This is a genomic window from Halobacillus sp. H74, assembly GCF_052246715.1.
Classification (GTDB): Bacteria; Bacillota; Bacilli; order Bacillales; family Halobacillaceae; genus Halobacillus; species Halobacillus litoralis_A.
In genome coordinates this window covers 46,477-63,046 of record NZ_JBQQCI010000006.1, presented here as the reverse complement: position 1 = coordinate 63,046, position 16,570 = coordinate 46,477, and the positions used below count along the sequence as shown (strand labels likewise).

Here is a 16,570-nt window from a genome sequence, read left to right as displayed (position 1 = left end):
ACGGGGGCTTGCCGTTGTCCGCTGTCATACATGAATTCACCCGGATGATGACCCGACAGAAAAAATCAAACTTTACGGAAACGACCATTTGAAACACGATGCAGTAGAAAATCTTCTTCCTTCTCCCCTATCATATACAGGCGGTGCAGCGGTCTAGTCATCGCAACATAAAGCATTTTCAGATCCAAACTGTCCTCAGTATAAGGGTGAAAATGACTATACAAAAATACGACATCAAATTCTAATCCTTTAGCAAGATATGCAGGTAAGATGACCCTGTTTGCCATTTCCTTCTGCTCTTCGTCCAGTCCTTCGAAACCTAACTGAAGAGAATCGAGATGAGCTATTACTTCATCTGCTTCTTTTTTCGATTTTGTAACAATGGCAAAGCTTTTCATCCCACTTTCAAGAAGTTCTTGCAAGAGAGTACGGAATTTCGCTTCCCACCCCTGCTCTTTTCTAAAAAAAGCAGGCGGTTCCCCGTGCCGCACGACTGGTTCAGCCTTTGGCAGGTTTTCAGGCATAAGAGTGAGAAGTGCATTTGCAAGGTTCATAATTTCGATAGTCGTCCGGTACGTTTTTTGCATTGTTAAATAATTGGCACTACTAAAAACATCCTCTTGAAGTGTTTCCCACTGTTTCAACCCTCGATAATTATAAATACCTTGCGCTAAATCACCGACAATCGTAAAAAGATCTGTCTGAAATGCTTTGCGAAGAGTGAAGATTTCTAAGAAGCTGTAATCCTGTGCTTCATCAATGACGACCTTCTTGGCTTGATCATCCTCGTGGAGCCCCGTCAGAAACGTCTTCAAATATAGCAAACCAGCTAAATCCTCAGATTGAAGGTGTTTTCTCTTAAACAACGCCCTTGATTCTGCCCTCATCTCTCGCAGCACTTTCGAGTCATCAGAATGAAGAGAAAGAAATATCTCTTCGTTAAAGAGGTCTTGATAGACTTCGAGCAGCTTCAGTTTTGGGTATTGCTTCATAAACCTGGAAACGGCGGTTCTCGATAATTTCTTAATTTCCGCCAGCCGCTCTTCTTTTCTAGTGATCAAAAAACTGACCCTTATTTTCCGTTTCTCTGCATTTCGCATACCGTAAAGGGCACGGTCCAACTCTTCATCATATTTTTCAGCCATTTTATCTAAAATCTGTTTCTTCTTTCTTCTTAATTCGCTTTGTAAGACAGATTTGATTTTCTTCACACGGACTTCATATGGAAAGTAGCTGTATTCATCATAGAAAAGACGATTGATGCTTTTAGCACTTTTAATACGGAAGCCGGCAAGCATAAAATCTTCTTTCACTTGGTAGGACTTTTTCAATAGTCGGATATAGGCATTCAATAAATCTTTAAAGAACTTCGAACCTTTTATTGCTGCGAATTCAAGGGTTTGAGGATCTCGATTTCCTTCAATTGTCTGCATTAATACTTCATGTTGGGTGAGCACAGGCCAATCAATACCAGTAGCTTTTTGCACAAACTCAATAAAAGTGGATTGTTTGGCTCGCTGAACGCCGAGTTCTGGTAACACTTCTGATATGTACTGGATAAATAAACGGTTCGGAGCGAGTATCAACATGTCTTCAGGTTTGAAGATTTCTTTCATCGTGTACAAAAAATAAGAGATTCTATGCAAAGCAATCGTCGTCTTGCCACTTCCTGCCGCTCCCTGGACGATAATCGGTTTTCGCAGATCCGCACGAATAATCCTGTTTTGTTCTTCCTGAATGGTAGAGACGATTTCCGTCAAACGGCTTTCGGCATTTTGAGCCAAGGAATCTTGTAGCAGTTCATCTTTAGTGGTCAGGTCGATATCGCGGAAATTCTCTAAGTTTCCTTCTTCAATTTGATACTGTCTCTTTAATGATACATGGCCTTCATAACGTTCACCCAAAGCTTCATAACTTACCTCTCCGATTCGTCCCTCATAATACACATTCGCTAAAGGGGAGCGCCAATCCAAAATGATAGGCAGCTGAGTCTCGCGGTCAAACAAAGACATTTTTCCAATATAGAAGGTTTCTCGATCTGGTTTTTCTTTACGATGAAAATCAATGCGGGCAAAATAAGGTTTCTTGCGTAGTTGTTGGAGGCTTTCCAATTGCTCCTTCGACATTTTCATGAAATTAGCATGTGACAACATTTCTTGATAGCGAAGACTACTATCTTTGAAGCTGAGGTTTTCAAGCGTATCTTCCTGTCTCTTCTTCTGAGCTTCCTGACCGATTTCCTGTGAGTCAATCAACCGCTCCATATAAGCTTTCGTAAAAGAAAGTCTTTCCAATTCTTGCTTCAAATCCGGGTGGCCTTCAGACATCTGTCATTCTCCTCCTTCATCATATTGGAATGACGCGTGAGCGCTGACCCTTCATGCAGTTTTTTCCAAAGCAACGAAATAATAACATACCACACCCGAAATGGAAGCGCAAACAAGTTTTTTAAATGCTAATAAAACAAAGACACCCTCCCCGACTGAGAAGGATGTCTTAGTTTCAAACCATTATCTTCGTTTATTTTCTGCATATTTGGGAAGTCTGCTCTCAAAAACAACAAAAGAAAAAATACGGAGAAATATGGGATACAAAGCTAGAATTGCTATCAAATCACCTATGGACCCGAGGAAGTCTGTCATGGACAAAGCCGCAGCAAAAATGACCATCAAGATAACAGTAATCAGCCCAGCCCGGCCATTTACGGGTGTCCAGGTTCCTGCAATAGTCATGGTATCCTGTTCTAATAAATCGAAACAGCGATAGTGATAAGGTCTTACTCTGAACCAATTTGAAGCAGTTATGAGTTCATCCCTATCCTGTATTTCCTTATAACAATAACGACAGACATTAGTGTTCACAAAATCTACTCCTGAAAAAGATATTTTTTCATTAGCAAACATTCATTGCCTATATCATTATAACGTATAACATCCATAACTCTAAGCATTAATGTAATTCCCCGGCCCCTTCTTTCTAAATCTTCAACAGTGGGAAACCATTGTTTGATATCACTAGTAACTTGATAAGGCTTCCATTCGAATCCACTTCCCTGGTCTTTTACCCTCACTAATAGTCTTGAGTTCAAAAAAGAAATTTTCAGTTGGATTGGATAATCATTTCTTTGATTATGGCCGTGTTCCCAAGCATTCCAAACAGCTTCTGAAATAGAAGCATCCACTAACAATTGATCATTCCCATAATATTTAGCCAGATAGGGATGATACTCTTTCCTGATATTTTTCATGTCTCTAGGATGCCTGATGTTTGCTTCAAAAGATGTCCTCATCATTCAACCTCTCCTCTGCTGATTAAATGAATCTTATCTACACTCCCTTTTTCATAAGAGTTTATGTTCATTCATCTATTCCCTATCTATTGCAAAATTAAAAGGGGAAATATGTTTCATTAATTCCATCGGTCCATCTTAGCAGATTAATAAAATCAAATATGTCCAAGTATAGAGTTATTATTCCCCAAGCCATAAAAAAAAAGACCTCATGTCTTCTCAAGAGGCCACTGTAAAAACTTTTCAATTTAGAGAAGCTATTAAAGTTTGTTGTTGCTTCTCACGAATCGCTTGTCGGTGGATGCTTGTCGCGGGCACGGCCTCAGCTGACTTGGTCAAGAAAATCACTTGACCAAGTGGATCTTCGGCTCGTGCTGTTCCCGCAGGCATCACCACCGGACACTCATCGTGGAATCTACGGGCTTTTTCTTTGTTGCATAACTCAGAAGTTTGCAGTTCTTCAGTAGCCTCATGCTTTAACATGGAGGTCTGCCTGCTGCTTATTCATTACGTTCATGCTCTTGGATGATATCGATCACCTTTTCTTTAGTTCGCTCACTTTGGTAACTTTCCATATTTTCAAGTATTTCAGCATCCTCACTCATCAACTGACGTAAATCTTTCAACAACCGTTCATCCGTCAGTTCCTCCTCTTCAAGTTTGATCGCGTACCCTTGTTTAACAAAAGAATCCGCGTTCAATATTTGATCTCCCCGGCTTGCTTTTCTCGATAAAGGAATAAGCAGCATCGGCTTTTTCAATGCTAAAAATTCAAATATAGCATTCGAACCAGCGCGGGAAACAATGTAATCAGTCGCAGCAAAGAGATCTTTCAATTCTTCATTCACATATTCGAATTGTGCATAACCTTGTCTGTGAATGGAATCATCTTTGTTTTGATGACCGCATATATGGATGACTTGGACTTGTTCTAATAACTCATCAAGATTATCACGGACGGCATCATTGATTCGCTTCGAACCTGTACTGCCCCCCATAACCATGATGACAGGCTTTTGCTTATGAAACGAGCAAAGAGCCAGTCCTTTTGAACGCGACCCTTCAAACAACTCTTCACGGACGACAGCCCCTATGAATTCCCCTTTTCCCTCTGGCAGGTGGTTCATCGTTTCGGGAAAAGTCGCCAGGATCTTTTTAGCAAAGGGGAACGATAATTTATTGGCGAGTCCTGGAGTATAATCCGACTCATGAATGATTGTAGGGACTCTCTTCAATTTTGCAGCCATCACTACGGGTACAGATACGAACCCCCCCTTAGAGAAAATGACGCGCGGCTTTCTCTTGCTGATGATTCTCAACGATTGAGCCAACCCTTTCAAAACTTTAAAAGGGTCTTTCAAATTCTCTTTGGACATGTACCTTCTCAATTTACCTGTAGAAATGCCGTAATACGTGACACCTTCCAAAGGTTCAATCAACTGCTTCTCTATTCCTTCATATGAACCGATATAATCTACTTCGTAACCTTGCTTTTGGAATTCAGGGATAAGCGCAAGGTTCACAATCACGTGTCCGGCTGTGCCTCCACCTGTAAATAAAATTCGCTTTTGACTCATATCACGCTCAACGTCCTTTCTGGGGTGTCTCTAAATAGGTATCTATATGCTAATGTGCTATAATCCTCATATTCCTCTAGAAGAATTGTAACAGAAAAGGAAGATCTCTATGTATGAAACTAAAACATTACGTGAAAAAATCAAATTGTTCACTGTTATCCTGCTCCCTATATTAATCACCCAAATCGGCATGTATGCAATGAATTTCTTCGACACCATCATGTCAGGGAAATCAGGGGCAGATCAGCTTGCAGGTGTAGCGATCGGCTCCAGCATTTGGGTGCCTGTCTTTACTGGCTTGAATGGAATACTGATGGCCATCTCTCCGATCGTCGCTCAACTGAAAGGAGCTAAAAAAGACAGGGAGATCACTTATTCTGTGAAGCAAGGTGTCTACTTAGCCATTGTTCTAGCGACACTTATCGGAGGAATCGGATTCTTTATGTTAGATCCGATTCTCTCACTTATGGATATAGAGTCAGAAGTGAATCATGTGGCCAAATATTACCTGATAACCCTTGGAATTGGGATTGTTCCATTATTCGTGTTCAATATTTTGCGCTCTTTTGTGGATGCTCTAGGAATGACAAAAATATCGATGTTTGTCATATTACTGACTCTCCCTACGAATATTCTGTTCAATTATATATTTATTTTTGGTAAATGGGGCGCGCCGGAACTCGGCGGCGTTGGAGCAGGAATCGCTTCCGCGCTTACCTATTGGGTATCTTTCTTCATCATTATACTCATCATACATAAACTCACTCCGCTCAAGAGATATAAAATCTTCAAAAACTGGATGAAACCTTCCTTCAAGGAATGGTGGAACCAGTTGAGAATCGGTGTCCCTATCGGCTTTGCCATCTTTTTTGAAACAAGCATATTCGCTGCTGTCACCTTCTTTATGACCGCTTATGACACAAATACAATCGCTGCCCACCAGGCTGCAATCAACTTCGCTTCTTTTCTATATATGGTTCCGTTAAGTATTGCCTTCGCGCTGACCATTGCTGTAGGTTTTGAAGTTGGCGCAGGCCGGTACAAAGAAGCGCAGACTTATTCTTATTTGGGTATTACACTTGCGGTCATGATGAGTATTCTTGGCGGCCTTGTTCTATTCATTTTTGACGATACTGTAGCCAGAATGTACAGCTCCAATGAAACCGTGATCGAACTGACGAAAAACTTCATTTTCTTTGCAATCTTTTTCCAATTGTCAGATGGATTCGGAGCACCGCTTCAGGGGATCCTCAGAGGATATAAAGACGTCAACATTACGCTTTTGATGGCTTTCATATCTTATTGGGGCATTGGATTACCAAGCGGATACCTGTTAGCCACTTATACAAGTTTAGGGCCATATGGTTACTGGCTGAGCTTGACGATCGGTTTAACTGCCGGTGCTGTCACATTGCTCATCAGGATGATCCACTTACAGAAAGGACATCTGAAATCTTTTCGTTAATGTTACTTAAGATAACAGGGGAAACTGATCACTGTAAGGTAAAAATCACAGGACGATGTTCGCAAACCACTATATTATGAACATAATCTAAAATTCACTTATACTGAGTGTATGTGAATAATAAACTTCGGATAAAGGATGTGAAAAAATGCAGAAAGTTATCACGTTGAGGAAAACGGGAGCATCTCATGCAAAGCCTATGATTAGAAGGCGGCACTTTGCATGAGGGGGATTTGATCAGCTTGCCTGAACAGCCTCATATTTCTAATCGTACAGGCTTTGCACCTTATTTAGTAGATAACTAAAATAAATAAGGAGCTGGCTGAGATGAAATATGTGAACGCAAACAATATTATACCTGAAGAACTTATAACAGAACTGCAGAAATATATACAAGGTGAAACTCTTTATATTCCTAAACCCAGAGCAATGCATAAAAAATGGGGGACCTCCTCTGGAGCAAGAAAGAAAATCAATGAGCGGAACTCCAAGATTAAACAAAGCTTTTATGATGGGTACTCCATCAGTGAATTAGCGGAGAAGTATTTTCTCTCACCAGAGACGATAAAGAAGATTGTTTATACTAAGGAATAGACAAAATGACACTGATTATCTTTTAGTTGGATAATCAGTGTTTTTTATAATCCAGGAAATAATATAACAACTGCTTGTTCCGTACCAACAATTAGCCTCCCGAGGTGCTTGCGCTTTTGATTCATTTAGCTCCAGTGCCTCCCCCGACAAGCTTTTGGTCTGGTGATATTGATTCTAAGTGATTCTTACTATTTATCGAACTCATGGAAAATTGTATATTTATGATAAGAAAATAAGTACATTACAGGAGGGATATTAATGAGTGAACAAGTACATCAACCTATCAAATTTTTAGCAGGTAACAGAGTCTATTTAAGACCGATTGAAAGTGAGGATTTGGATTTCTTTTATAGAAATGCTCTCTGGGATAAAGAAGGACGGCGGCTCACAGGTACTCAGGCTGTGTTCACCCGGTCTGCTGTTCAGGATTGGTTTGACAGGATCTCAAAGGATGCCAGCAGAATCGACCTGGTCATTTGCTTACAGGAAACTGACCAGCTTATTGGGGACATTGCTATGCTGGAGATAGATCAGCAAAATCGTAAAGCGATTGTGAGGATTTCCATTTTCGATAAGGACTTCTGGGGGGATGGATACGGGACAGAAGCCATGTCTTTACTGTTGGAATTCGGCTTTGAGATCATGAATTTGAATAGAATAGGTCTGGATGTCTTCGCCTACAACAAAAGAGGAATGCAATCGTATAAAAAGTTGGGATTTATAGAAGAAGGTCGTATAAGGGAAGATCTATTCTATAACGGAGCATACCATGATTCAATTTTAATGGGAGTGAAACGCGATGAATTTGTTAAATATGTCTGAGTATAGTTTGGACTGCGATTATGCCCGGCATACGATTTCAATAAGAACAACACCTCCAAAGATATAAAATTGATATTTACATCTTTGAAGGTGTTAGATTCAGGCACCGAATGACAGGAGCTTCCAAAATGCCATAGGCGGTTTTATTTTACTGATTCAAATTCATCACAATCAGCCGTTCTTCTGTCATTTCATCAATGGCATATTTCGGGCCTTCTTTCCCCCAGCCGCTGTTTTTCACTCCACCGTAAGGCATAAGGTCCACACGATATTGAGAGGAGTCATTGATCATGAGACCTCCAACTTCAACATTTTCAGCCGCATAAAAAGCGGTATCGATATTCTGAGTGAAAATTCCACCTTGCAGACCATACGGAGAGCTGTTGACCTCCTTAATACATGACTTTAGATCAGAAAATGGAAGAATACTTACAACAGGAGCGAAAACTTCCTCACAGACCACCTTCATCTCATGGTTAACTTCTGTCAGTATAGTCGGTTGAAGTAAAGCCCCGTCACGTTCCCCTCCATAGAGAATATGAGCACCTTTGTTTTTTGCTTCTTCCACCCATTCTTCAGCACGCTTCGCTTCATCCTCACTGATCATTGGTCCTACATCTGTATCTGATTCATTCGGATCTCCTACATTCAATGATTGTATGGCATTTATAAATTTTTGTTGAAATTCTTCCTGGACCTCTTCATGGACATAAATCCTCTGAACAGAAATACATACTTGACCGGCAAAAGCATAACTTTTGGCGGCCACGTTTTCAGCTGCTGTATCTAAATCTGCTTCTTTGTCAATAATGACAGGCGAGTTGTTGCCAAGCTCCAGGATGAGCTTATTCAGACCTGTATTCTGTTTCAATTTCAAGCCGACTTCAGCACTTCCTGTAAACGTGTAGAGATTAATTCTAGCATCTTCCATCATTTGATTACCTACTGTGGAACCCGAACCAACCACTACATTCAGAAATCCCTTCGGCAATCCTGCTTCTTCGAAGAGTTCCGCTAATTTCAGTGCGGAAATAGGTGTTTTGCTTGCCGGTTTCAATACAACAGCATTTCCAGCAGCAATCGCGGGAGCTATTTTATGTGCGACAAGATTGACCGGGAAGTTGAAGGGGCTGATGGCACCCACAACACCGACGGGAACTTTTATGGTGAAGGCCATGCGATTTTCGGACCCTGGTGCTGCTTCAACAGGGACACCTTCACCATGAATCCTCTTCGCTTCTTCTGCTGCCAATTCAAAAGTCTGCGTTGCTCTATCGATCTCGGTCAACGCTTGTTTGAGCGGTTTCCCAGCTTCCAAAGTAATATTTTCAGCAAGATCCTCTTTCTTTTCTTGCAACAATTCACTGACACGCTTTAAGACTTCAAATCGCTGGTAAGGAGGCATTTGTCTCTCCTTATAGGCCTCAGCTGCTGATTCAATGGCGATATCCACTTCTTTTTCAGAAGCTTTAGCTACTTTAGCATAGGGTTCTTGTGTGTACTTATTTAAAACCTCTTGTTGTTCCGCTGTACTCACCCATTCTCCATTAATGTAGAGCTTATGCGTTTGCACAATTATCTCTCCTTTTATTGGGATCTATAGCTTTTTATTTCCTTTTCCATTCTTTTGTAAACTTTGCTGATGGAAGAACAGTACAGCTGAAGTACACTAAAGCCTTTAAAACATCTTTTGACTTCGGCATTGTGAAAGATGAAGTTCGCTTTTGGCCACGACACTTGCAGACAAAAAAAGCCTGAACGGAGAAAATTCTCCATTCAGGCTTTGATTCACCTTATAGAAATAGTCCTGCAATTGTTGCAGACAGCATAGAACCAAGTGTAGCACCAATGAGAAGTTTCATACCGAAACCAGACACTTTACCGCCTTTTTCACTGTCGATTCCCTGAACAGTACCCGCAATGATACCAATGGAGGAGAAGTTAGCGAAACTTGTCAAGAATACAGTTACGATCCCTGTTGTCTTTTCTGATACACTATCCAGCATATTGCTGAATTCAAGCATAGCAACGAATTCGTTCGTTACGATTTTCGTACCCATGATAGCACCGGCATCAATGACTTCACCAGCAGGAATACCCATCAATAATCCGATTGGAGCGATGATATAACCAAGCAGTTGTTGTAGGGTGAAACCATTGAATATCGCACCAAAGACTGCATTTACGAGCTCTAGTGAAGCGATGAAAGCGATAAGCATAGAAGCTACGATCAATGCAATTTTACCACCATCTAAAGCTCCATTCCCCATAGCTTCGAAGAAACTTTTGGAATTGGAAACATCTTGGATGTCGACAACGTCTTCTTCTTTAGAAACTTTTACTGGAGAAATCATAGAAGCTACAATCAAAGCACTGAACATGTTTAACGGAAGCGCAACCAGGATATATTGACTTGGGAGCATTCCCAGATATGCCCCTACGATGGATGCAGAAACAGAGCCCATTGCAGAAGCACTGACGATATATAAACGGTTATCATTCAGATTATGAAATTGTGATTTAATCGCAATCAATGCTTCTGATTGTCCGAAGAAAATACTGTTTACAGCATTAAAAGATTCAACCTTTGGAAGACCCGTAATTTTAGAAAGTCCCCAGCCGAGATACTTGATAATGAAAGGCAAAATCTTCAAGTACGTCAAAACAGATAGGATGGTGGCAAAGAAGATGATGATCAATAGGACGTTGAAGAAGAAAACTCCACCATCTCCGACTTGTACTCCGCCCAGGACGAAATCCACCCCTACTGTTCCATACTCAATAAGCTTATTAAAGCCCCAGGAGATGGCATCTATGATCTTTTTCCCTATTTCTGTATTGAACATGAAGGCGGTGATAAGCAATTGAACCACCAACATGACGACTACACCTTTATAATTAATATTTTTACGATCATTGGACATCAAAAAAGCGATTCCAAGAATGACCGCGACAGCAATAATCCCTAAAAGAATATCCATGAAAAAATCCTCCCCTATTTGTTTGGTAATAAACCCCATTATGAAAATGCTTACATTAACTAATACCACTATGGATTTTATCAGGTTGTCAGACGTCATGCAAGGTTTATTTGTATGTAATATTTTGCAGACCATGTCACTCTATTCCTTCATCATTTAATATGCCTTTAGTCACCGGCATTTATTCCCCTTAAAACCAGAAGGAAGTCTTCTGTAAATTTTTCAAATATAAAGTAAGAGACTATAATGATTGCCGGGAATATTTCACCAACGGTTTTCGCAGGTGATAAAATTTCTTCAGAAAAGGAGCTCTATTATGAGTAATAATGCTCCGATGCTCTGTTACTGGCAAAAAGATAGGAGCAACTATAACCCCTGTACCTATTGATACAATTTCTGCTAGAGAAACCACCTCCGGGACATAAGAGATTGTTTCCCGGTGGGGATAATCACCTCAATCAGAGGACAAAAAAACTGCCGCTTTCAAAAGCGGCAGTTTTATCTTATTGGCTTATGAACATTTGAGTCCAGTAGTAACCATAGCTCCCGCCCTCAGCATAACCGACTCCGATTTGCCGTAAGTCAGGGTCAAGAATATTCTTTCTATGTCCAGGGCTGTTCATCCATCCGTTCACTACTTCTTCTGGTGTGCGTTGCCCTGCAGCAATATTCTCTGCTGCTTTTCGATAATTGACATTGAAATCCCTCATCATATCGAAAGGTGATCCATATGTCGGTGAGTTATGAGAGAAATATCCTTTATTCGCCATATCTCTTGATTTATACCGTGCTACTCGTGAAAGCTGCCAATTCGCTTCCAATGCCGACAAGCCATTATTCGCTCGTTCCTGGTTCGTCAAGTCGATGACCTGTCTTTCTACTGACTTAATACTCGGCTTCAACGGAATCGTTACACGGTCTCCAGGGTAAATCAAATCAGGATTATTGAATTGAGGATTCGCATTGATAATTTCTGCAAGACCTATTTTATATTTTTTGGAAATCTTCCAAAGGGTATCTCCGCTCTTCACCGTATACGCATCTGTCTGGGCATGTGTCATTTGAGGGGATTGAACAAATAAAACAGCGGCAAATAACATCACCCCTAACCACATCCATGTTTTCACAAAACTCACTCCTCTTTTTCTTTGTCAGAGGTAGTTTGGCTTATTACTTGGAAAATATGTAGAGATAGGAAAAGTCTGGGGAAATTAAAAGGCACTCGGCGATGGTCAGTCGCCGAGTGCTATACCATAGGGGAGGTATAATCATTTATGAATGAAACGAGCGGGCCACTTCAACCAATTGTTGTCGTGTTACACGCTGTTCATTATTTAGTTCAGTTGAAACATTTGCACGATAGGTCCTCACATATGTGATGCGACCTTTTTGCCACGATATCTTCTTGGAAAAACGATTGTCTTCATATATTCCATCAATCTGGTCTGTAATGGGAAGTTTCTCTTGATCCACCCATGAGGTGGAGTAATCATCTGCTTCAGTGAACTTGATGGTCAAGAGATTGTTTTCAGTCGTGTAGAAACTTAAATCCATGATTTCCGCTTCGTTTTCCTTGTACACATCTGATACAACACTGACCATATGAATCGGGATGAAATCAGGCAAGTCTGGATTGAATTCAAGCTGCTCAACTGCAGTGATTACCTTATCCTGATCGTAATTATAATATCCGTTTGGCACGGCCTGGGTTGTATTACATCCGCACATAACAAGCGCTAAGAATGTAATCATATACATTCTAATCCAAACTGTTTTCCACACGTTACTCTTCCCACGAATCATTGTCTAAGTTTCTACTATACAGACGAGACAACGAGGTAAAAGGTTTCAACTTGCCTAAATTTTTTTAAATTTTTTTACACTGGTTGATATTACTCATTTAATTGGTGATTCCATGTTGCAGAATTTCCACTTCAACTTTCGGTTTGATGGTGATTTCCGGGTACTCCTCATTCCAGTCCAACTCTTTCCAAACTTTTGGATGAAATCCTTTTATTCTTCTGCCAATTCCCAAAACATCACTGTTCGCTTCTTGTATCTGACCGATAATTTTTTCAGATTCAGCGGTCAAAACTTCAGACAAATTCTTTCTGATACCCTCGATTTTCCCTTTGACGTACAAGTGATCAGATGGATATTCTACAATTCGTACCTTCATCTTCAATTTAAGTTGAGCCGTGATCTCATTACCTTTCACCTCTAATTTAAGGTCCTTATTGTTATTCATGACATTTACAGTAACATAATTAAGTATCTCCTCTTCATGTTTGTCAGAGACTTTAGCAGTCATTCGAGCAACTTTTCCCATCTTTCCCTGTAGCAGCATATATAAAGTGGATTGCTCCGGAGCAATTTTTTCTCCAGTGAATTTTTTATCATTAAACAGCCCCATCCCTGAAAAAGTGATCATTTGCTTTTCTTCATCTATCTTTATCATTGGCACAGAAAAGTCTATACCAGGTTCCACCAACTCCGCACATAAGAGCTGAAGGTTTTCCCCTGTTGAATGCGTCGAATATACAGCTGCTTCCAATAAACCAGCAACATATTGACTGATACGGTTTTCACTTAAGTTTCTTGTAGCAATAACATCCTTTGCTGTACCCTCTTCGGCTATGGCTAAGTAAGCATTCAAATTGCTGTTAGGGTTACGATACAATTCGTCTAATAATGGATATATGTCATTTTTTGCTAATTCTTCCCCGAGGACAATCACTTTCACCTTAGAAGGATCATATGTTTCAGAAATCATTTGATCTAATTTATCACGTGCATCCCTTGGTGTGTGGGCAGGCGTTGAAATAACCTGTATCTTCTCTTCCCCGGGCCCCTCCACGCTCCTTCTTACACTAGGAATCGATACTGTTTGGATGATCCCTCCATCCTCGCCCACATCATAGCCCATCGATAATACCAGTTTGATGTTTTTAAACTGTCGTTCATCCCAACACCCTGTTAACATCATGAGACATACTACAGCTACAAGCCATCGCTTCATGTCAGTTCTGTCCTTTCTTCATCTTTTTGAAAAGAAAACTGAGAGGGAGCATCATTAAAGGAACAATAATCGAAAACACATATCCTGAATAAATCATTGTTTGACTGAAAATCTCTAATTTTTTCATATCAAACCCAACATAAACCGCAATGATGAAAGTGGCCAAACCGAAAATTGTAATGAAACGTCTTGTATGCTGGCATTGAAAAACCTCCTTAAATCCGACACTTGCCATATAAACATAAGTTGCGTACGAAGTCGCCACACTGATAATCCAAATCGATATGAAAAATAAATCAATTCGGGCTATGATCGGCAATTCAAATGATTTCAGCATATAAAGAACAGGTTCCGGAACTAGTGTAAGCTCTTTCGTACTGAAAAATGTAAAACTTGCGAACACGATATACAAATAGAACGCAACAACAAACCAATGAGCAAAAAATATCGTTTTTAATTTATCCTTAGGTTTACCTTCGACTTTTGGAAAAATGACAAGTGACACTATAAAACCGAAGAAGGATAAAATTGCTTTATCGACACCCGATAATACTCCCCCCCATCCTGTTTCAAGGATGGGAAAAAGATAAATAATATTCATCTCTTTCATGGTGTACATGACAAGGACAATAAGTATAACTAACATAAAGGACAACATTGTATAAAGTCTTCCCATTATGAGCAAGCCACCATCGACGAGGTAGATACAAGCTGTAATCATTAAGAATGCAAGCACCCATAATGGCGTATTTGGTAACACCCACAAACTGATCATTCTTCCATATAACAAGAGAATTAAAGTTCCTATACCTATAAAATAAAGAATATAAACAGATGAAATGAATTTACCTAACCATTTTGAAAAGATTACTTCATTAATTTGAAACAGTGTCAGTTTTGGATGGTTTCTAGCGATCGCCCAAAGGACGAATAATACAATCTGTAAAAGTATGCCGGCAATCAGTAGAGAAATCCATCCATCCTGTTTCGCTACCTTATGCAAGTCATAAGGAATAGAAAGTACACCCACCCCGATTTGAGTCTGAATGATAATGAAAAAAAACTGCCTCCGTGATAACTTTTGTTCAGGCTTCTGGCTAGTCTGATTGGGAGCTTGAGTTTGTATTGGAGTTTGATTTTGTTGTTGATTCTGATTTAATTTCTTTTGATCCGGTTTGCTTTGATTGTTCACTCTCTTTCCACTCCCTTGATGGCCCCATAGCAACGGGGCTGATCGCATGGGCATCTTTCGGCCTTTTTCTCATCATATATAGCGGTAACCTTACAAAAGTATCTTTCAAATCCACGAAACTGAGCGGGGCGACAGGAGCGAAATAAGGTACACCAAAAGACTCGAGCCTTGTCAAATGAATCAATATGAACATCATCCCGAACATGATCCCGACAAACCCTAAAGAGCCTGCTAAGAATATCAAAGGGAATGTCAAAAGCCTTAATGTCGTACTCAGTTCATTTGATGGAACTACAAAAGACGCGATGGCTGTTAATGCGACGACGATTACCATCAGGTTGGAAACCAGACCTGCACGCACGACCGCATCTCCAATGACGAGACCTCCAACAATACCGATGGTCTGACCGATCGGTTGCGGCAGCCGTATACCCGCTTCCCTGATCAGTTCAATAATGATGACCATCACTAAGGCTTCAATGATTGGCGGATAAGCAATTTCATTGATAGAGGCTTTGACAGGTATAATCAATTCATCTGGAATCACTTCAAAATGAAAGCTGACGACAGCAATATAAAAAGCTGGAAGTCCGATGGCTATGATAAAACTGAATAACCTGATGAGGCGGACGAATGTACCAGTGAACCAGCGCATATTGTAATCATCTGGTGCCTGATAGAACATAAAAAAAGTAGAAGGAGCAATTAACGTGGTGGGACTTCCTTCCGCCATGATCGCCACTCTTCCTTCCATCAAGTTAGCTACGACACGATCAGGCCGTTCCGTGTTCAGCATCTGCGGAAATGGTGAGGACGATTGATCCTCAATGAATTCTTCAACATATCCTGGGCTATGAATCATGTCAGCACTAATTGATTTCATTCGCTTATCTACCTCTTCGACGATGGTTGGATCAGTGATGCCATCCATATACATCAAAGCGACACTTGTATTCGTTTTTTTTCCCAACTTGTAATACTTGATAGTCAAACTTCTATGCTCTATTCTCTTTCTGACTAAATTGATATTAATCATCAAGTTCTCTACAAAGCCATCATGAGAGCCCCTCACTACCTTTTCATTTGCAGGCTCCTCGGTGCTACGGTTAAACACCAATGTGACATCGAACATAGAAACTTTTGAACTTCCATCCTCCATATATAGGGCATGCCCACTCAAAAGGGATACGATAGCTTCTTCCAAGTTGAGTGTTTGTTTGGAATTAGGAATATCAGATATATTATCGACATGTCCTAATTCCAATGGAGCAAATATCTTTGCTTGTACCTTTTCCTGATCCGCAAGCGATTCAAGATATAATAGAGCAGCATTGCCTTTTTTCAGGACACGTACTTTCAAATCATTGGTTTGATTTAATGCCTGTAATATATATTCAACGTTTATGGACAGCTTGGAAGAGCTCGCTTGTTGCGGCTCTTGCGACTGATCTGTAATTTGTCGATCTTGAATTTTTGTATGATCTCCACGAAAGAGCCGTTTAAAGAATCCCATCTGCATCACCTATCCATAACTTGCCACGGTTTCAGCCAAATATACTTTATACCTTCCAAATATGTGCATTGATTTTTTAAAAACAATTTTTGACAATTTATGGGATATCACGGCATGA

The 16,570-nt window shown here is 40.3% G+C and carries 15 protein-coding genes; 3 read left to right on the top strand and 12 right to left on the bottom strand.

Annotation, left to right across the window (positions count from 1 at the left end):
• Positions 1-65: 65 nt before the first annotated feature.
• The 5 genes from helD to ACTWPX_RS14295 form a co-directional block, all read right to left on the bottom strand.
• Positions 66-2,327, bottom strand: a complete 2,262-nt coding sequence (gene helD, locus ACTWPX_RS14315; protein ID WP_443120331.1) for an RNA polymerase recycling motor HelD — start codon at positions 2,325-2,327, stop codon at positions 66-68.
• A gap of 183 nt (positions 2,328-2,510) precedes the next feature.
• Complete coding sequence (locus tag ACTWPX_RS14310; RefSeq protein WP_443120330.1) at positions 2,511-2,861, bottom strand: hypothetical protein; 351 nt, start codon at positions 2,859-2,861, stop codon at positions 2,511-2,513.
• Between the two features lie 5 nt (positions 2,862-2,866).
• Complete coding sequence (locus tag ACTWPX_RS14305; protein WP_443120329.1) at positions 2,867-3,292, bottom strand: ATP-binding protein; 426 nt, start codon at positions 3,290-3,292, stop codon at positions 2,867-2,869.
• Between the two features lie 240 nt (positions 3,293-3,532).
• Positions 3,533-3,772 (bottom strand): hypothetical protein, encoded by a 240-nt coding sequence (locus ACTWPX_RS14300; protein ID WP_443120328.1) that lies wholly within the window; start codon positions 3,770-3,772, stop codon positions 3,533-3,535.
• Positions 3,773-3,789: 17 nt separating this feature from the next.
• On the bottom strand, positions 3,790-4,866 hold the full coding sequence (locus ACTWPX_RS14295; protein WP_443120327.1) for an undecaprenyldiphospho-muramoylpentapeptide beta-N-acetylglucosaminyltransferase: 1,077 nt from the start codon (positions 4,864-4,866) through the stop codon (positions 3,790-3,792).
• A gap of 109 nt (positions 4,867-4,975) precedes the next feature.
• On the opposite strand from ACTWPX_RS14295, the gene ACTWPX_RS14290 reads away from it, so the two are divergent.
• From ACTWPX_RS14290 to ACTWPX_RS14280, 3 genes are all read left to right on the top strand, one after another.
• Positions 4,976-6,331: an MATE family efflux transporter gene (locus ACTWPX_RS14290; RefSeq protein WP_443120326.1), complete on the top strand. Its 1,356-nt coding sequence runs from the start codon at positions 4,976-4,978 to the stop codon at positions 6,329-6,331.
• Positions 6,332-6,637: 306 nt separating this feature from the next.
• Entirely contained in the window at positions 6,638-6,925 is a 288-nt protein-coding gene (locus tag ACTWPX_RS14285; protein ID WP_443120545.1) for a CD3324 family protein, read from the top strand.
• Between the two features lie 258 nt (positions 6,926-7,183).
• Positions 7,184-7,747, top strand: coding sequence for a GNAT family N-acetyltransferase (locus ACTWPX_RS14280; protein ID WP_443120325.1), 564 nt, complete (start codon positions 7,184-7,186; stop codon positions 7,745-7,747).
• A 148-nt stretch (positions 7,748-7,895) separates the two neighbouring features.
• Here ACTWPX_RS14280 and ACTWPX_RS14275 read toward each other — a convergent pair whose 3' ends face one another.
• The 7 genes from ACTWPX_RS14275 to ACTWPX_RS14245 all read right to left on the bottom strand — a co-directional run bounded on the left by ACTWPX_RS14275 (position 7,896) and on the right by ACTWPX_RS14245 (position 16,452).
• On the bottom strand, positions 7,896-9,326 hold the full coding sequence (locus tag ACTWPX_RS14275) for an aldehyde dehydrogenase family protein (RefSeq protein WP_443120544.1): 1,431 nt from the start codon (positions 9,324-9,326) through the stop codon (positions 7,896-7,898).
• 214 nt (positions 9,327-9,540) lie between these two features.
• Positions 9,541-10,728: a NupC/NupG family nucleoside CNT transporter gene (locus ACTWPX_RS14270; RefSeq protein WP_128523834.1), complete on the bottom strand. Its 1,188-nt coding sequence runs from the start codon at positions 10,726-10,728 to the stop codon at positions 9,541-9,543.
• A 503-nt stretch (positions 10,729-11,231) separates the two neighbouring features.
• Positions 11,232-11,855: a SafA/ExsA family spore coat assembly protein gene (gene safA, locus ACTWPX_RS14265; protein ID WP_443120324.1), complete on the bottom strand. Its 624-nt coding sequence runs from the start codon at positions 11,853-11,855 to the stop codon at positions 11,232-11,234.
• Positions 11,856-12,000: 145 nt separating this feature from the next.
• Entirely contained in the window at positions 12,001-12,510 is a 510-nt protein-coding gene (locus tag ACTWPX_RS14260; protein WP_443120323.1) for a hypothetical protein, read from the bottom strand.
• Between the two features lie 118 nt (positions 12,511-12,628).
• A complete protein-coding gene (locus tag ACTWPX_RS14255; protein ID WP_443120322.1) occupies positions 12,629-13,747 on the bottom strand; it encodes a Ger(x)C family spore germination protein in 1,119 nt (372 codons plus the stop codon).
• Between the two features lies 1 nt (position 13,748).
• Positions 13,749-14,939: a GerAB/ArcD/ProY family transporter gene (locus tag ACTWPX_RS14250; RefSeq protein ID WP_443120321.1), complete on the bottom strand. Its 1,191-nt coding sequence runs from the start codon at positions 14,937-14,939 to the stop codon at positions 13,749-13,751.
• The gene (locus ACTWPX_RS14245) at positions 14,845-16,452 is read right to left on the bottom strand and encodes a spore germination protein (RefSeq protein ID WP_443120320.1); all 1,608 of its coding nucleotides are present in this window, start codon (positions 16,450-16,452) and stop codon (positions 14,845-14,847) included. Before ACTWPX_RS14245 ends, ACTWPX_RS14250 begins: the two co-directional genes overlap by 95 nt.
• Between the last annotated feature and the right edge of the window lie 118 nt (positions 16,453-16,570).